At 63.8% G+C, this 16,967-nt stretch carries 13 protein-coding genes; 4 read left to right on the top strand and 9 right to left on the bottom strand.

Features of this window, described 5'->3' with window-relative positions:
* Positions 1-16 precede the first annotated feature (16 nt).
* The 3 genes from F812_RS24575 to F812_RS0118300 form a co-directional block, all read right to left on the bottom strand.
* Positions 17-1,546, bottom strand: coding sequence for an alpha,alpha-trehalose-phosphate synthase (UDP-forming) (locus tag F812_RS24575; RefSeq protein ID WP_156827516.1), 1,530 nt, complete (start codon positions 1,544-1,546; stop codon positions 17-19).
* An 87-nt stretch (positions 1,547-1,633) separates the two neighbouring features.
* Entirely contained in the window at positions 1,634-3,466 is a 1,833-nt protein-coding gene (locus F812_RS0118305) for a glycoside hydrolase family 15 protein (RefSeq protein WP_156827515.1), read from the bottom strand.
* A gap of 343 nt (positions 3,467-3,809) precedes the next feature.
* A complete protein-coding gene (locus F812_RS0118300) occupies positions 3,810-4,067 on the bottom strand; it encodes an EF-hand domain-containing protein (protein WP_020087439.1) in 258 nt (85 codons plus the stop codon).
* 289 nt (positions 4,068-4,356) lie between these two features.
* Here F812_RS0118300 and F812_RS24570 point away from each other — a divergent pair, with 289 nt between their 5' ends.
* The 3 genes from F812_RS24570 to F812_RS24565 all read left to right on the top strand — a co-directional run bounded on the left by F812_RS24570 (position 4,357) and on the right by F812_RS24565 (position 7,491).
* The gene (locus F812_RS24570; RefSeq protein ID WP_245257709.1) at positions 4,357-5,508 is read left to right on the top strand and encodes an alpha/beta hydrolase family protein; all 1,152 of its coding nucleotides are present in this window, start codon (positions 4,357-4,359) and stop codon (positions 5,506-5,508) included.
* Between the two features lie 140 nt (positions 5,509-5,648).
* Entirely contained in the window at positions 5,649-6,713 is a 1,065-nt protein-coding gene (locus F812_RS0118280; RefSeq protein ID WP_020087436.1) for a zinc-binding metallopeptidase family protein, read from the top strand.
* Between the two features lie 259 nt (positions 6,714-6,972).
* Entirely contained in the window at positions 6,973-7,491 is a 519-nt protein-coding gene (locus F812_RS24565; RefSeq protein WP_020087435.1) for a PRC-barrel domain-containing protein, read from the top strand.
* A gap of 70 nt (positions 7,492-7,561) precedes the next feature.
* Here the strand turns inward: F812_RS24565 and lpdA are convergent, their stop codons facing one another.
* The 4 genes from lpdA to F812_RS0118255 form a co-directional block, all read right to left on the bottom strand.
* Positions 7,562-8,989, bottom strand: a complete 1,428-nt coding sequence (gene lpdA, locus F812_RS0118270) for a dihydrolipoyl dehydrogenase (RefSeq protein ID WP_020087434.1) — start codon at positions 8,987-8,989, stop codon at positions 7,562-7,564.
* A gap of 17 nt (positions 8,990-9,006) precedes the next feature.
* Positions 9,007-10,293 carry a 2-oxo acid dehydrogenase subunit E2 gene (locus F812_RS0118265; RefSeq protein ID WP_020087433.1) on the bottom strand — a complete coding sequence of 429 codons (1,287 nt, stop codon included), beginning with the start codon at positions 10,291-10,293 and terminating at the stop codon, positions 9,007-9,009.
* An 18-nt stretch (positions 10,294-10,311) separates the two neighbouring features.
* Positions 10,312-12,999 carry a pyruvate dehydrogenase (acetyl-transferring), homodimeric type gene (gene aceE / locus F812_RS0118260; RefSeq protein WP_020087432.1) on the bottom strand — a complete coding sequence of 896 codons (2,688 nt, stop codon included), beginning with the start codon at positions 12,997-12,999 and terminating at the stop codon, positions 10,312-10,314.
* A 162-nt stretch (positions 13,000-13,161) separates the two neighbouring features.
* Positions 13,162-13,599, bottom strand: coding sequence for a CBS domain-containing protein (locus tag F812_RS0118255; RefSeq protein ID WP_026868250.1), 438 nt, complete (start codon positions 13,597-13,599; stop codon positions 13,162-13,164).
* 586 nt (positions 13,600-14,185) lie between these two features.
* On the opposite strand from F812_RS0118255, the gene F812_RS0118250 reads away from it, so the two are divergent.
* On the top strand, positions 14,186-15,463 hold the full coding sequence (locus tag F812_RS0118250; protein WP_020087430.1) for an ABC transporter substrate-binding protein: 1,278 nt from the start codon (positions 14,186-14,188) through the stop codon (positions 15,461-15,463).
* Positions 15,464-15,476: 13 nt separating this feature from the next.
* On the opposite strand, the gene F812_RS0118245 is transcribed toward F812_RS0118250, so the two are convergent.
* Entirely contained in the window at positions 15,477-16,247 is a 771-nt protein-coding gene (locus F812_RS0118245) for a FadR/GntR family transcriptional regulator (RefSeq protein WP_020087429.1), read from the bottom strand.
* Between the two features lies 1 nt (position 16,248).
* On the bottom strand, positions 16,249-16,965 hold the full coding sequence (locus F812_RS0118240; RefSeq protein ID WP_156827513.1) for a hypothetical protein: 717 nt from the start codon (positions 16,963-16,965) through the stop codon (positions 16,249-16,251).
* Between the last annotated feature and the right edge of the window lie 2 nt (positions 16,966-16,967).

The following is a 16,967-nucleotide window of genomic DNA, read 5'->3' as shown; positions in this document are numbered from 1 at the left end:
CTGTACGCGCCGTGCGTCATTCCGGTCTGCTCGGTTGGGTCTTGTGCGATTTGTCGCGATTGGAAGGCGTTTTCAGAAAGCTGTCTCCCGGCGGCCGGGACGTGCGGCGCGAGCTTCTCGCGAGCTTGTCCATGGAGGAGCGGATCGAGGCGTTGGACGGTGCGAACGACAGAGACCGCTCGCGTGCAGTGGCTTCGAGCGTGTTGAGAAATGACGATGACCACGTGGCGGAGTCGTAAGCCCGGATCACCGCCATCAGCCGGTTGTAGCGATCGATCCGCTCGGATTTGTCCATTTCGAGGGCCGTTTTGATCGCGTCCGCGATCTCCTCGATGTTGTAGGGATTGACGATCAGAGCATCCACGAGCTGCTCCGCCGCCCCTGCGAAGCGCGACAGTATTGGCACGCCCGGATCGGCCGGGTCCTGTGAGGCCACATATTCTTTGGATACCAGGTTCATGCCATCCCGTAGCGGCGTGAAGAATCCGATGCGCGAGCCGCGATAGACGTCTCGAAGCTTGTCCCGCGGGGCGGAGCGATGGATGTAGTGGATCGGCACCCAGTCGAGCTCGCCGAACATGCCGTTGATCTTGCCTGACAGCGCTTCCAGCGTCTGGCGGATGTCGGTGTAGGCTTCCACGCTCTCGCGCGTTGGCGGCGCGATCTGCGAGAGCACGACCTTGCGCTGGTACTCGGGATACTTTTCGAGGAAGCGTCCGAACGCACGGAATTTCTGGGGAAGGCCTTTCGAGTAGTCGAGGCGGTCCACGCCGATGATGCGGTCCGCGCCTTCGGTCGCCTGCACGAGCTTTTCCTCGGGCGCCCCACCCGCAAACACGTCCGCGTCGATGCCGACGGGAAAGCGCTTGATCGAGAGGCGATGGTCGAAGGCACTGACGCGCCCATCCTGCAGGATGCGCCCCGAGACGCTGTCCTCCAGGAACTGGATGAGGTTTGCGACATCCGCCTGCGTCTGCAACCCGATGAGGTCGTAAGCGGTGAGGGCGCGTGCCAGCTCGCGATACTCTGGAATGGCGAGAAACGTCTGCGAAGGCGGCACGGGGATGTGCAGATAGAATCCAATCGGATTGTCCACGCCCGCCCGTCTCAGCTCTGCCGCAAGCGGAATGAGGTGGTAGTCGTGAATCCAGATGATGTCGTCGGGCTGGATGAGGGGGCGGAGCGCGCGGGCGAAACGCTCGTTCACACCGATGTATCGAGCGTAGAAACCGGCATCGAATTGCGCGAGATCCAGCCGGTTATGAAATACCGGCCAGAGGACGGAATTCGAGTATCCGAGATAGTAGTCGCGATGCTCCGCCGCCGTCAGCGGAAGCGTTGCAATCGCGCTGCGTCCCGCGGATTTCGCGGTCCGGAGTTCGGGAATGTCGGTGCTGTCGTGCTCTTCGAAGACCTTTCCATTCCATCCGAACCACAGGCCCGGCCGCTCGCGCAGAAGTTCGGCAAGCGCAACGGCGACGCCGCCCGCTTGCGCGGCTTTGCGCAGCTCCATCACCCGATTTGATACGAGAACAATCCGTCTCAAGCCCGCCTCCGCGTGCCCGAGGGCAAACGCTGTATCTCACTCTGTTTGTGACCGCCTTGCGGCTATTGCCGAAATTGGTCCCGTAGATCAAACGCTTGAGGTCGCGCTGGGTTCCGGCGCGGGTGAGCGGGGCCACGCATCGGCCCAATTTCGCGAGAGGTTCATGCAGGAATTCACGATCCCAGCCATGGAATAGGTCTGCGGCAGGTTGCCCCAAAGCTCGCCCGTGGTCGGGTGAATATCCTCGGAAAGAAGCCCGAAGGCATTGCGCCGACTGAGGAGATCGTCGAGCAACTCGCGCGCCTGCTCCACGCGTCCGGCCGCGGTCAGCGCATCGATGTACCAGAACTGGCAGGCGAGGAACGACGTTTCCGGAGCACCGAAATCGTCGTTGGTATAGCGCAGCATGAAGCCATTGCGGCCGAGCTGGCCGCCGATGGTGTCCAACGTCTTGAGAAAGCGCGGATCACGCGCCGAGATGAGGCCGAGCTCCGGCAGCAGCAGCACGCTTGCGTCCAGCTCGTCCTGATCCAGCGCGCCGGCCAGCGCGCCCACTTTCGAGCTCCAGGCCCGCGTGAGGATTTCGGTCCGAACGGTGTCCGCCTGGCGCCGCCACTGCTCCGCGTCGCCCGAAAGCCCGAGCAGCGCCGCGATGCGGCCGAGCCGGTCGAGCGTGACCCAGCACATGGTGGCCGAATGCGTGTGGATGCGCAGGCGCCCGCGATATTCCCAGATACCCGCATCGGGTTCGAGAAACACGCGCATCGCATGACGGCCGAGAACCTCGAGCCGCCGGTAAAGCGCCTCGTCACCCATGCGCGGCAGACGCTGGTCGATGAACATTTGCGAGACCCCGAGGATCACGCTGCCCCAGGAATCGTGCTGGATCTGCTCGGCTGCCTGATTGCCGACGCGCACAGGCCCCATGCCGAGGAATCCCGGCAGATGCTCGGCCACGCTCTCGTCCAAAGGCTGATCGTGCACGATGCCGTAGACCGGCCGCAGCGTGCCCTCCGAGCCGACCGCGAGCGTGGTGATGTAGTCGAGATACGCTTCCATCGACTGCGTCGCACCGAGCCGGTTCAACGCCATGATCACGAAATACGCGTCACGCAGCCAGCAGTAGCGATAGTCCCACGTGCGCTGGGTTCCCGGAGCCTCAGGCAGCGAGGTCGTGTGTGCGGCGACGATGGCGCCGGTCTCGTCGAAGGTGCAGAGTTGAAGCGTGATGGCGGCGCGAATGACATCCGTTTGCCAGTCGAGCGGTACCGCGAGACCGCGCACCCAGCCGAGCCAGTAGTCGCGCGTCCTTTCGAGCGCTTCGCGGGAAACCGTGTCCGCCGCTGCTTCGAGCGACTCGTCGGGGCCGAGCACCAGCGTCACCGGACGGGCGAGCGCAAAAGCCGTTTCGTGAACGATGTATGAGAGTGGCGCGTCCGTCGTGAGACGCAGCGTGATCTCGCCGCCGCTGTAGCGGATGTGGTTTGAGCCGACCACTTGCGCGGGGCGCGGCTGGCCGTAGTTGAACGTGGGGCGCACACGAATTTTTATGCGCGGCAGGCCGATGGGCTCGATGCGCCGGATGATCTGCGCGGGATGAAGCATGCGCTCGAAGCGCGGGTAGCGCGGCGCGAAATCGATGATACGCACACCGTTGCCGCTGTTGTCCTCGATCACGGTCTCGAGGATGGCGGTATTGCGCAGATAGGCAGACCGCGTGCGAACGGCCCCTTCCACAACCACGTCACAGAAGCCCTTCTCCTCGTCTCCGGCGAGGAGCCGCGAAAACACCGGATCTCCGTCGAAACGCGGGAAGCACCACCACACGATGCGGGCGGAGCGGTCGAGAAGCGCGGCGATGCGGCCGTTGCCGATCACGGCGAAATCGAGCGGTTGAGCAGGACGCTGTTCAGCAGTCATGGAAGCCTGCTCGTTCGTGAGAAGCGGGATATTCAAGAGACAGCGCACCCCCGTGCCAATTGATTTCGGGAGTGGCCGAGGCCCGTACTGCCCGAAAAACGGTTGCGTGGATTGCCAGATCGGCGCGAGCGGCGCGCGAGAGCGCGGCTGCCGCCGAAGATCGACGATCGATCAGTCGCTTTCGCTATGGACGAACCAAGCGAGGACGCCAAACGTCATAATGACCATCATGGCATATAAGACAACAACGAATATGGTGATTGCTCCGTCCTGGCTCGCCTCGCCTGGGCGCTCGCTCCGTTGCGAGCCGGCGGGAGGACGGCTCGCAACGGAGAGCGTTGAACTAGTAGTTTTTTGCGGGGGGAGACTGGCCGGAGCTCGAAGAGCCCGAGGCGCCTTCACCCGCGCCGCTGCTGGCGGAATCGTGCACGAGGCCCTTCTGACAACCGGCCAGGAATTCCGCACTTGTGAGCTTGCCGTCGCCGTTCGTGTCGACTTTGTTGAAATTCGTGACAAAGCCTTGCGCCTGGGCGCTGGTGAGCGATCCGCCGCCCGCAGCATCTGCGCGGCCCCAGATGCTCTGACACTCTGCCTTGGACATTTTGACATTTGCGCCCGGAGCCGTTTGGGCGAAAACTGTTGCTCCAGAGGTGGCAAGGAGAGCTGCGATACTAACGGTGCACAGCTTTTTCATTGATTATACTCCTCTTTCCATTTCAAATGGGCCAGGCTTCAGACTCACCCAGCCGCCGCATCAACGCATGGCGAAAGGGGCGGTTCCGAGAAGCAGCCCGTGCTTGGGGAAGCACGGGCTCATCGAATGAGAGAGTGTGACGAGCGAGCAGCACGCGACAGCGCGGAATGAAAGCACGGACGGGGCACATTTTTTGATGATCGGGGCAGCGCGGGGATTGCGCGCCAATAGCGGCGCGACACGAGAATTTCTTGGCTCGAAGCGCCCGGGCGTCATCGGCGCCATCCGCGGCCCTGTGATGCGCGCCGCGGCGACGCTCGCAGCGGCCGCCTGCGCTGGGTTGTTGTGCTCAGCCGCCGTCATGAGCGCTCCCGCATACGCCGAAGCCGCGTCTCCGAGCCGCGCTGCCATGTTGGGACCTTTCGGTCCGGAAGGGCCGCGCCTTCGCGAGCAGCTCTGGCTCTTGCCCGGCGGAGATCCGCAAAATCCGCTGCGTGCGACAGTGTTTCGTCCGGCAGACGAGCCGGGCGCTGAGGGGGACGCTGCGCGCCGCCCGCTGGTCGTCATCAATCACGGCACGTCGGATGCGACGCGCCTCGCCGTCGCCATGCCGGTCTACTATTGGCTGTCGCGCTGGTTCGTCGAGCGTGGCTACGTCGTGCTCTTGCCCCAGCGGCGCGGACATGGCGCAACCGGAGGCACGCTCGCGGAATCGATCGGAACTTGCGCGGATCCGGATCACTATCGCTCGGGGCTCGCCGCAGCGGACGACATCGAGGCCGCGATTGACTACATCTCGCGCGAGCCGTTCATCGCACCGGGCCAAGCCATCGTCGTCGGCATTTCGTCGGGCGGCTGGGCGTCCCTCGCTCTCGCCTCGCGCAATCCCGCCAACGTGCGTGCTGTGGTGAACATTGCAGGCGGTCGCGGCGGCCGTCCATGGGACAGTGATCCTGAGCGCGCCGTATGCGGTGAGCGGCGCCTGCTCGAAGCGGCCCATAGCTACGGTGTGAGCGCGCGTCTGCCGACGCTCTGGCTCTATGCGGCAAACGACAGCCTCTTCCGCCCCGAGCTTGCGCGCGGGCTCGCAGCCGCTTGGCAGGACGGCGGCGGACAGGCTGAGCTTCACATTTTCCCGCCTTATGGCGCCGATGGACACAACCTCGCCGACGATCGCGCGGGATGGGACGTCTGGGGACCCGCGATGGATCGCTTTCTCGCGGCGGCGCATGCGCCTGCGATAGCTGCCACGACACCGAGCCTGCCGGCTCCTGGTGCCGAAGCAGGCGATGCGCCTGCGGACTCTTTCGCCGCCGCAGTGTCGGTCGAGGGCGCTGGCGACCAGTAATCTGCCGCTTTTCCAGGCACCCGGAACCATTGCGAGAAACGAAAGTTGACCTCGGCCGGCCCACAAGGGCAAGCGGCAACATCGCTGCATGCCGAACGCGCGGCGAACTGAAACGCGGAACCGCCAGGAGCCCACGCCGGATGAAAAACTTTGCCTGCACGGCCTGCGGAAGCCGCGTCTACTTCGAGAATGGCACCTGCCTCTCGTGTGGCCACAGCCTGGGGTTCGACGCCGGCACATTGACGCTGGTGGCAGTGGAGCCGGTCGCACCCGACGGCGGTCTTTACCGCAAGATCAAGGCCAATCCGGGCATCAAGGACGCAGTGAGCGATGTGCGCTTCTGTGAAAACGCGATGCACGGGGCCTGCAACTGGCTGGTTCCCGATGGCGCGCCGTCCACGCTTTGCCAGGCCTGCGCCTGCAACAGAACCATTCCGAACTTGTCGGAGCCCGGCCGCCTCAATGCATGGCGCGAGGTGGAGCACGCGAAGAAGCGGCTGATCTATTCGCTGTTGCGCCTCGGCTTGCCTCTCGACGGCGGCACGGCGCGCAGCGGAACGCCGCTCACGTTTGACTTCGTGGCCAAAGCTGTCACCGGGCACGACAACGGCGTCATCACGCTCGATGTGCTGGAAGCGGACGATGTGGAACGCGAACGGCGTCGTCAATTCCTGGACGAGCCTTATCGCTCTCTTCTGGGGCACTTGAGGCACGAAAGCGGGCATTACTATTGGATGCTTCTCGTCGATCGCGACGAGTCGATCGAGAGTTTCCGCACCATGTTTGGCGACGAGCGCCAGGATTATCAGGCGGCGCTCTCCTCGCACTATGCAGAAGGCGCGCCCGCGAACTGGGCCGAAAATTTCGTGTCGGCCTACGCCAGCGCACACCCGTGGGAAGATTGGGCGGAAACCTGGGCCCACTATCTGCACATGGTGGATGCGGTGGAAACGGCAGAAGCGGAAGGCATGGAGCCACGCGCGGCAGGCCTCCTGTTCGGTGCGGCGTGGCCGTTCAAGAAATACGATGTCTACCGGCAGGTGAGTTTCGAGAGCCTGATCGAGCGCTGGGTGCCGCTGTCTCTCTCGATGAACAGCCTCAGCAGGAGTCTCGGCCACCGCGATTTTTATCCGTTCGTGATTTCCGCGCCGGTGCGCGCGAAGCTCGCGTTCGTGCATCGCGTGGTGCACGCGGGCGCAGCGTGAGTGTGACACGCAGCATTGTCGCGCTCGGGAGAACATCGCGCAATGCCGCACCGGATGCGCAGTTCGTTAAGCAACGCAAAGCATGCGAACAGCGTATTTCCGAGAGGAACCAACCGCCCGCCTCGACGTTAGATCTCCAAGCTGGCCGATGCCCGCTGCAAGCACGGAAAATCCGAGACACACGCTACTTGCGGGCATTGCGCCCAACACGTCGAGGACCGTGCGAGATCAATAAAATATATTCAAAGGAGTGAATCCGATGAAGTCCAAGTTGCTGTCCGCTGTAGCCATGCCGGTGGCCCTGACGCTCGGCGCGGCATCCGCTTTCGCGCAGACCCCCGCACCGTCGCCGTCCGAGGCTCCGCCTGAGAGGATGCAGGAAACGGCCCCGGCTCCGACGCCTGCCCCGTCGCCGTCCGTCGCGGTCCCCGCACCTTCGAGCGAGCGGACAGCGGGAGCCTTCTCGGCCAGCCAGTCCGCTGACGAGTGGCGTTCGTCGAAGCTCATCGGCTTGACTGTCTACAACGCCGCCAACGAGAAGATCGGTGACATCAACGACCTGATCCTTGGACCGGATGGCAAGATTGCCAACGCCGTGATCGGAGTCGGCGGCTTTCTCGGTATGGGCGAAAAGCTGGTGGCGGTGTCGTTCAGCGACCTGCAGCTCAACCGCGACGCCAATGGCACGATGCGCGTGACGCTGAACAGCACGAAGGATGCGCTCGAGAACGCGCCGGAGTTCAAGTACTACGCGCCGTCGGCCACAAAGGCCAACTAAGCGCGCTCAAAAGAACGAGAAAGGGACCATTCGCCGGTCCCTTTCTTTTTTGCGCTCCGTGTCCGGGCGATCATCGCTTCGCTGGAGGCAGGTCCGTACACACGCCTTCGAACACTTCCGCAGCCATGCCGATCGATTCCGACAGGGTGGGATGGGGATGGATGGTCTTGCCGACGTCCACCGCGTCGGCGCCCATCTCGATCGCGAGCGCGATCTCGCTGATGAGATCGCCTGCGTGAACGCCGACGATCCCGCCGCCGATGATGCGATGGGTGTCCGCATCGAACAGCAGCTTTGTGAAGCCTTCGTCGCGCGCCATGGCGATGGCGCGACCCGATGCGGCCCAGGGGAATACGGCTTTTCCGAACGTGGCGCCTTCCGCCTTGAGATCGTCCTCGGTGCGTCCTGCCCAGGCGATTTCGGGATCCGTGTAGGCGACAGATGGGATCTGGCGCGCATCGAAGTGAGAGGGTTTGCCTGCGGCGGCCTCGGCAGCAACGTGCCCTTCGTGAACCGCTTTGTGCGCGAGCATCGGCGCGCCTGCGATATCTCCGATGGCGAAGATGTTGGGGACATTGGTGCGCATCTGCCGATCGACCGTGACGAACCCGCGCGCGTCGATGGCGATACCGGCGCGCTCGGCGCCGATCAGCCGTCCGTTCGGCACGCGGCCGACGGAAACGAGAACAAGATCGTAAGCCTCAGTGCTTTCCGGAGCGCCCTCGCCTTCGAAGCGGATGTGAATGGCATCCCGCTTCGCGTTTGCTCCCGCGACCTTTGTCTTGAGCATGATGCGGTTGAAGCAGCTGGCGTTGCGTTTCTGCCAGACGCGCACCAAGTCGCGATCTGCGCCCGCCATCAGCCCATCCAGCATCTCCACGATGTCGATCCGGCTGCCGAGCGCCGCATAGACCGTGGCCATCTCGAGACCGATGATGCCGCCGCCGATCACCAGCATCCGTTGCGGAACCTGCGGCAGCGCGAGCGCGCCCGTCGAATCCACGATGCGCGGATCGTCCTTCGGTAAGAACGGAAGCGAGACAGCCTCCGAGCCAGCGGCGACGATCGCCTTCTCGAAGCGCACGGCCGCCGTGCCGCCCTTCGTCAGCGCGATGTCGAAAGAATGCGCGTCTCGGAAGGTGCCTGTCCCCTGAACCACCTCCACCTTGCGCGCCTTCGCCATGCGGGCGAGCCCGTGCGTGAGCTTTCCCACAACACCGTCCTTGTGCGCGCGAAGCTGGTCAAGGTCGATGCGCGGCGAGCCAAAATCGATGCCGTGGGCGCGGAACGCTTGGGCCTCGGTAATCAACGAGGCAGCGTGGAGAAGCGTCTTCGAAGGAATGCAGCCCACGTTCAGGCACACACCGCCAAGGGTGGGAGCGCGCTCGATCAGCACCGTTTTGAGCCCGAGATCGGCGGCACGGAACGCGGCCGAATATCCTCCGGGTCCCGCGCCCAGCACGGCAACGTCGCAGGTGATGGCGTTTGCGTCTGACAAGGAACCCTCCCGAACGCTCAAAGCACGAGCTGGCGGACGTCTTCGAGAATCTCGGCAAGCCGCCGCGTGAAGCGGGCGGCCAGGGCCCCGTCGATGACGCGATGATCGTAGGAGACGCACAGCGGCAGCATGAGGCGCGGGGCGAACTGCGCGCCGTCCCACTTCGGCTTCGTCTCCGCGCGTACGACACCCAGTATCGCCACCTCGGGCGCGTTGACGATAGGCGTGAAGCTCGTCCCCCCGATGCCGCCGAGGCTCGAGATGGAGAACGTTCCGCCCTGGATGTCGGCCGGTGCGATCTTGCCTTCGCGCATGCGTTGCGAGACGTCACCCAGCTCCTGCGATAGTTCGATGATACCTTTCCGGTCCACCTCGCGGATCACGGGCACGACGAGGCCGTCCGGCGTGTCGACGGCGATGCCGAGGTGATAGTAGCGCTTGAGAATGAGCGACCCCTTGTCCGGTGAGAGCGACGCATTGAACTCGGGAAATTCCTTGAGCACCACGACGGAGGCCTTCATCAGGAAGGCGAGCAGCGTCACTCGGTATCCCTTCTCCTTGGCAGCCGCATCGAGTGTCTTGCGGTAGCTTTCGAGATCGGTGATGTCGGCTTCGTCCGTGTGGGTGACATGGGGAATATTGAGCCAGGCCCGCGTGAGATGCGGCCCCGAAAGGCGCTTGAGACGCGTGAGCGGCTTGGTTTCGATCGGGCCGTACTTGGCGAAATCCTGCGGCGGAATTTCGGGAATGCCACTCCCGCCGCCTGCCCCGCCCGAGAGTGCGCGCTTCACGTCTTCCTTGGTGATCCGTCCTTTTTCGCCCGTTCCGGTCAGCCGCGTCAGGTCGATGTCGAGCTCACGGGCGAGACGGCGCACAGAGGGGCTGGCGTGAACTCCTCCGAAATCTGAGCCGAGCGGAAGCGGCGTGCGCGGCGCCGTCCCCTTGGTCGTATCGGGCGGCTCTCCCGGTCCGCTCGCGCTCTGGGGTTCCGGCGCGGTCTCCGTCCGTGGAGGAGGGGGCGTAGAAGATGGCGGGTTCGCGCTTTTGGTGTCGGAAGGTGTCGCAGCGTCCGAAGTGAGCCGCAGGATCGCTGATCCCTCGCTAACCTTGTCGCCCACGCGCACCAGCACTTCGGCGACCTGTCCACCTTCCGGCGCGGGGACCTCCATCGCGGCCTTGTCGCTTTCGAGCGTGACCAATGGATCGTCGCGCTTGATCGCGTCGCCTGGCTTCACGTGCACCTCGATGATGGGCACGTTCTTGTAGTCGCCGATGTCGGGAACTTTCACTTCGATGACGGACATGCAGCAGGTGTCCCTGAGTTAAGCGCGCGCCGGAGCAGCCTTGTCGGGGTTGATCCCGTACTTGCTGATGGCCTCCACGACCTTCGTAGAGGGAATCTTGTTGTCGTCTGCGAGCGCCTTGAGCGCGGCCACCGCGACGAAGTGGCGATCGACCTCGAAATGGTGACGAAGCTTGCGCCGGTAATCGGAACGCCCGAAGCCGTCCGTGCCGAGAACCTGATACGGGCCGCGCACGAACGGGCTGATCTGATCCGCAAACATCTTGACGTAGTCCGTCGAGGCGACGACGGGTGTGTCGCCCCGTGAGGCGAGGCACTGCGTCACGTAAGGCACCTTTGGAATTTCCGCGGGATGCAGCAGGTTCCAGCGCTCGATCTCGAGCGCCTCGCGGCGCAGCTCCGTAAAGCTCGTCACGCTCCAGATGTCGGCCGAAATGCCGAAATCCTGCTCAAGAAGCTCGGCGCCTGCGATCACCTCGCGCAGGATTGCACCCGAGCCGAGCAGTTGAACGCGCGGCTTGTCGGCCGTGGGCGCTGCCCCTGCCTTGAGCAAGTACATGCCGCGGATAATGCCGTCCTCCGCGCCGTCCGGCATCGGCGGGTGCTGATAGTTCTCGTTGAGGCTCGTGATGTAATAGAACACGTCCTCCTGTGCATCGAGCATCCGCGCGAGCCCGTGCTGGATGATGACGGCCAGCTCGTAGCCGAACGCGGGATCGTAGGAGACGCAGTTCGGAATGGTCGAAGACAGGATGTGGCTATGCCCGTCCTGGTGCTGCAACCCTTCGCCGTTGAGCGTCGTGCGTCCGGATGTTCCTCCGATCAGGAACCCGCGCGAGCGTATGTCGCCCGCCGCCCAGGCCAGATCGCCGATCCGCTGGAAGCCGAACATCGAATAGTAGATGAAGAACGGCACCATCGGCACGTCGGAGGACGAATAGGAGGTCGCTGCCGCGATCCACGATGCCATCGCGCCCGCTTCGTTGATGCCTTCCTCGAGCACCTGACCGCTCTTGTCCTCCTTGTAGTACATGAGCTGATCGGCATCCTCGGGCCTGTAGAGCTGGCCCACCTGGCTGTAGATGCCGAAGGTGCGGAACATCCCCTCCATGCCGAACGTGCGGCTCTCGTCGGGCACGATGGGCACGATGTGCCGGCCCAGCTGCTTGTCGCGCAAGAGCTTCGTCAGGAGCTGCACGAACACCATCGTCGTGGAGATATCGCGCCCCTCGGAGCCCTTGAGCTGCGCTTCGAACAGAGACAGAGGCGGCGCCGCGATCGCATAGCCGGTCTTGACGCGCCGTTGCGGAAGGGAGCCGCCGAGCGCTTTGCGATGCTCCCGGAGATAGGCAAGCTCCGGGCTGCCTTCCGCGAACCGCAGGAAGGGAAGCTTGTCGAGTTCTTCGTCCGAGACCTTCACGCTGAAGCGGTCGCGGAATTTCTGGAGGGCGTCGAGCCCCATCTTCTTCTGCTGATGGGCAATCATCTGCCCTTCGCCCGCCGAGCCCATGCCGTAGCCTTTGACGGTCTTGGCCAGGATCACGGTCGGTTGGTCCTTGTGTGCCACGGCCGCCGCATAAGCCGCATACACCTTGCGCGGGTCGTGTCCGCCGCGCGTCAGCGTCCAGATCTTGTCATCGGACCAGTCGGCCACGAGCGCGGCCGTCTCGGGATAGCGGCCGAAGAAGTTCTTGCGGATATAGGCGCCGTCCTTGGACTTGAAGTCCTGGTACTGCCCGTCGTTGCACTCTTCCATCAGTTGGCGCAGGCGCCCGGACGTATCACGGGCGAGCAGGGGGTCCCAGTTCGAGCCCCAGATCACCTTGATGACGTTCCAGCCAGCGCCGCGGAAGCCGCCCTCCAGCTCCTGGATGATCTTGCCGTTGCCGCGCACCGGCCCATCGAGGCGCTGTAGGTTGCAATTGATGACGAAGATCAGATTGTCGAGCTTCTCTCGCCCGGCGAGAGAGATCGAGCCGAGGCTCTCCGGCTCGTCCATTTCGCCGTCGCCGCAGAACACCCACACGTGGCGGTTGGAGGTATCCGCAAGCCCACGATCGTGCAGATACTTGAGGAAGCGGGCCTGATAGATCGCCATCAGCGGACCGAGCCCCATGGACACGGTCGGAAACTGCCAGAAGTCCGGCATCAGCCACGGGTGCGGGTAGGAGGATATTCCGTGCCCATCCGTCTCCTGGCGGAAATTGGCGAGCTGCTCCTCCGTGAGCCGTCCTTCGAGAAAAGCGCGCGCATAAATTCCGGGCGAGGAATGACCTTGAACGAACACGAGATCGCCGCCGTGGCCCTCGTGTGGCGCGTTCCAGAAATGCATGAAGCCCGTGTCGTAGAGCGTCGCCGCGGACTGGAAGCTAGCGATGTGCCCGCCGAGTTCGCTCGACGCCTTGTTCGCCCGAAGCACCATCGCGAGCGCATTCCAGCGAATCAAGGATCGGATGCGGTTCTCGATCTCGCGATCGCCGGGATGCGGCTGCTCTTTGTGCGGGGGAATGGTGTTGATGTAGGCGGTATTGGCTGCGAACGGCAGGCGCGCGCCTTGCCGCCGCGCCATGTCGACTGCGCGGCCGAGCAGGAAGTCCGCGCGTTCGCTGCCCTCGAAGGCCATCACCGAGGAGATGGCGTCGACCCATTCGCGAGCCTCTGCATCCGGCTCGCTGACGTCGTTGATTTCGAGAACTGTCCTGGTCATGGAGATCGGCTCCTGAGCGTCGGAGTGAGCACCCAGGGCCGAACTCTAAACTAGAAATGTATCAGACCCTAACGATCTGAGCGGTAAATCACTCGTCAACCAACAGCTTGCCTTTGCGCGCCACGAGGCGGCGCATCAGGCACTGTGAGCAGTGCGACATCGCTAGTGCTCCGACGTCGCAAGCCAGCTTTGCACGCTTTTCGACTTGCGCTCGACCTCGTTGAGGCGGAACTCGAGCACGTCACGCATGCTCAGAATACCGACCACGCCGGTCTCGTCTGCAACGGGGACATGACGGATATGATGCTGGTGCATGAGATGCATCACGTCCGACAAGCTGCTCTCGGGCGAACACGTCACGACTCTGCGCGTCATCAGCGCCGAAACCGGCAGCAGATGCAATTCGCCCCGCCGCTCCGCCAGGCTGTAGGCGATATCCCGCTCCGAGATGATGCCATCGAGCGACCGGCCATCGTGGCTGACGACCATCACGCCGATCCTGTTCTGCTGCAGCTTGCGGGCGAGACTCCCGATCGTCTCGTTGGGCTTTACCGTCAAAAGGCCGGGGCTTTTGCCCTTAAGGACGTTTGCAACCCTCATGCGTTCCTCCACCTGATGTATTTTTTCGGTCGAGCGGATGCGTACGCGAACATGATCGACAGATTTTCGGAGCGCTCCTGATCTCGCCGGATTTTTGGTGCGGCGCGCAACGCTCGTCGCGAGCCGCGCGACAAGGAATCCATCGGCGCGGTGAGGGAGCAATCGTGCGCATGTCGCGCGACATTTTGGACCAAGCATTTTTTTGGCTCGAGCCCCCGACGGGCCGGGCGTGCTCCGGAAGTGGCCCTTCACTTTCCGGTTCGAACGAAGTATGCGTCCGAGGCTCGCGCGCGACCGCGCAGCACGCTGATGGACCGCGCCGCCCTGCCTGCCTGAGACACAGTTGCCGCCTGAAAGTTCAGCAGCAGCCTTCCAAGCCGGATGAGCCAACGCTAGAGTTGAGCCGCGCCGATTGCAGCGGTTCGGCGGTGGAAGTGTGGTCTAAGTGCATGATTTTGGTGCTGAATTCATGAGTTTCTGCAGGCCGGACAACAAGAGATCGCGCGCGCGGCAACGGCCGGCGCGAGCAGCCTCCCGCGCGCCGGGTGCCGCTGTGAAAGCGCGGCAGAGCTGGTGAAGCCCATTCATGGTCGCTAGAGCGAAAAGTCCGGTTGCGTCCGCGCTGGGGATTGCCCTGCGCAACTTCGGCCTCGAGTCCTCGAAGGTCCTCAAGATCGGATTCCTCGCGCCTCTTACGGGTCCGCTGAAGTCCTGGGCCGCTCCGGGCTTGAACGGGAGCACCATCTGGATCGACCGGATCAATGCCGCCGGTGGCGTGAAGGTGGGCAGCCGCAGGTACATGCTGGAGCTCGTCCAGTACGACACCATGTACCAGCCCGAGCTGGCTCTCAAGGGTGCGAGAAAGCTCATTTTGGAGGATGGCGTGAAGCTCATCCTCATGATCGGCGGCAACGACTTCACGCCCGAGGTGCGCAGCCTCGTGAGTCAGCACCGCATGCTGGTGGCGACGCTGCTGCCGAGCGATCTGTCTCCCGATGCGCCGACGCTCGTCGCGCCGAGTGAGGTGCATCCGATCTACAATGTTACGGGCGTCGACTGGCTGAGGCGCAACAAGCCTCATCTCAAGACGGCGGCCATGTGTGCGCAGCGCGACATGCTCGGCCTGCCGTCGATCGCGACCTACCGCGCAGCTTTCGAGGCAGCCGGTATCGAGCTGATTGCCGAGCGCCTGTTCGAGCCCGAGACGAGCGATTTTGGCCCAATCGTCGACGAGCTGATGGCAGGCTCGCCCGATATTCTCTGTTGGGACACGGCCTACGAGCCTTTCGTTCACGCGCTCACCATCGAGGCCTACAAACGCGGCTTCAAAGGGCAGCTTCTCTCCTGCACCTGTGACAACTACGCGGAGCTGATCCGCCGCACGAGCCCCGAGTTTATGGAGGGGTTCGTCTTCCAGTTCCCCGATTTCGACGATCCGCGCCTCAATGATCCGCAGATCAACTTCGCGGAGCCGAACGCCTTCTACGAGGAGTTTTGCCGCCGCTTCCCCGGCACATGGAGTGCTGTGTCGTGGGAGTACGCCTCAACGCTCGAGCTTTGGAAATCAGCCGTCCAGCGCGCGCGCACATTCGAGCCATTTTCCGTCCTCGCTCTGATGAAGGTCGGCGGCGTCGGCCAGCACGCCTTCGGCGAGGCGATGTGGTGGGGCAAGGATTTGTTCGGGATCGACAACGCCCTCGTGGGCGATTGGCCGGTCGTGACCATCGTGGACGGCCGCGCCCGTATTCAGGAGTTCGGCTCGATCACTCAATGGTGGTCGGAGCACAAGCCGGTGCTGCTGAAGCACATGCGCGCCCTGGATCTCATGTGGGACCAGCGCGAGCATCTGGCCGCCTCGTCGTAACCCGGCCGCGGGATTATGATTCGTAGATCATGTCCTCGTGCGTGCTGGCGACGTGCAGCTTGATCAGCTCCACCGCAGTTTCCACGTCGCGCCGCTCGAGCGCATTGTAGAGCGATCGCAGCAGCAACTGAATGCTGCGGATCTTCGACGGGGTGAGTGCCTGGCGCCGGCTCGCAGCCCACTGAGGCTGACGTCGTACCTCGTGCAGGATCGCGTACATCGCCACGATCAGGGAATTGTGCGTGCCGCGCGCCACCGTCATCATGAAATCCTCCTCGAGAGAGGCGAACTTGTCGGACTCGGTGACGATGGTCTCGAGAACCGCGAGCTGGCCACTGAGCTCCGCGAGATCCCGCGTCGACATGTAGATCGTCGCGAGCCGCACCATCTCCGGCTCCAGGATGGATTCGGCAATGTTCATCGCGAACGGCGAGGCCGTCTCCGCAAGCTGATTGATGTTGAGATGATCGGGTAGAACCGCGCTGCTGCGGGGCGGTGGAGGCACCAGCGCACGCTCATAGGAGACGAAGGTGCCACTCCCGGCGCGCCGGGACACGATCTGATAAGTTGCCAGAAATTCCAGCGCCTGACGGATCGTCGCGCGCGTATCGCGGAACTCGAGCGCCAGCTCGCGCTCGGCCGGGATGCGCGTGCCGAATGGATAAACTCCTGCCGCGATGCGCGCGAAGATTTGGGTGGCGATCTCCTTCACCTGCGGAGTGACGAGCGGGTGCTTGGAGGGATCGCTGATCCAGGGCGGACTGAGTGCGGAAATGTCGTTCATGTCACGAGCTGCTCGAGGTTGCCGTCTGCGGGGAGGCCGGGCGATCACCCGGCTCTTCGCGTGCCACGGTGTGAGGGAAGGGATACCAATCGGGCGGGAACAGCGCCGTCATGGCGACGGCCGTTTCGAGGTGGAGGCACACGGACGGAGAGGCAGCCGATGGCGCCGCGGCGTGCCGAGCCACCTCGGCAAGTTTGTCGGAATAGGGAGACGGGTCGTCGCTGGATGTCACCAGCCCACCACCGTACTGCGAGAGCAGGCGCGCTTCGGGCGATTGAGCGCCGAAGGTGTCGGCGAGGAGCGCTGTCAATGCCGTGCAGGCGTCGAGAATAGCCGTCTCTCGCGGCGTCGTCGTGCTTGCGAACAGGCGGTTGAAGCGCGTGATCGCGAGCCCCGCTTCGCATAGCTGCTCGTAACGCCGCCGGCGCGCCGCCTCGAACGCCGCGAGGTTCTGCGCGGCGAGCCGAAAATGGAACGAGGAGCTGCGTCCCGAGAGGGGAATCTCGGCGGTGCGGAGCGCTGCGGCCACGTCGAGCCAGCTTTGCTCGGCGGCATCGAGCGCGCGTAACGCGTCGCGCATCCGGCTATGCAGGATCAAGCCCACACCGGCATTCGAGTGCGCAGCCGCCGATCTGGCATCCGCAGCATCGGTCTCGCCGAGCGCATCGCGGGCGTGCAGCAGGTGTCGCGCTGCTTGCGAGCGTTGTGCTTGGGCCATGG

Source organism: Hyphomicrobium zavarzinii ATCC 27496 (genome assembly GCF_000383415.1).
Classification (GTDB): domain Bacteria; phylum Pseudomonadota; class Alphaproteobacteria; order Rhizobiales; family Hyphomicrobiaceae; genus Hyphomicrobium_C; species Hyphomicrobium_C zavarzinii.
Note: the sequence above shows the minus strand (reverse complement) of the source record. Positions and strands in the feature narration are given on the sequence as shown.

Bases quoted from the DNA above. Each gene is read 5' to 3' on its own strand.
- F812_RS0118305 (WP_156827515.1), bottom strand. From the start codon at position 3,466: ATGACTGCTGAACAGCGTCCTGCTCAACCGCTCGATTTCGCCGTGATC.
- F812_RS0118300 (WP_020087439.1), bottom strand. From the start codon at position 4,067: ATGTCCAAGGCAGAGTGTCAGAGCATCTGGGGCCGCGCAGATGCTGCG.
- F812_RS24570 (WP_245257709.1), top strand. From the start codon at position 4,357: ATGATCGGGGCAGCGCGGGGATTGCGCGCCAATAGCGGCGCGACACGA.
- F812_RS0118280 (WP_020087436.1), top strand. From the start codon at position 5,649: ATGAAAAACTTTGCCTGCACGGCCTGCGGAAGCCGCGTCTACTTCGAG.
- F812_RS24565 (WP_020087435.1), top strand. From the start codon at position 6,973: ATGAAGTCCAAGTTGCTGTCCGCTGTAGCCATGCCGGTGGCCCTGACG.
- F812_RS0118265 (WP_020087433.1), bottom strand. From the start codon at position 10,293: ATGTCCGTCATCGAAGTGAAAGTTCCCGACATCGGCGACTACAAGAAC.
- aceE (WP_020087432.1), bottom strand. From the start codon at position 12,999: ATGACCAGGACAGTTCTCGAAATCAACGACGTCAGCGAGCCGGATGCA.
- F812_RS0118255 (WP_026868250.1), bottom strand. From the start codon at position 13,599: ATGAGGGTTGCAAACGTCCTTAAGGGCAAAAGCCCCGGCCTTTTGACG.
- F812_RS0118250 (WP_020087430.1), top strand. From the start codon at position 14,186: ATGGTCGCTAGAGCGAAAAGTCCGGTTGCGTCCGCGCTGGGGATTGCC.
- F812_RS0118245 (WP_020087429.1), bottom strand. From the start codon at position 16,247: ATGAACGACATTTCCGCACTCAGTCCGCCCTGGATCAGCGATCCCTCC.
- F812_RS0118240 (WP_156827513.1), bottom strand. From the start codon at position 16,965: ATGGCCCAAGCACAACGCTCGCAAGCAGCGCGACACCTGCTGCACGCC.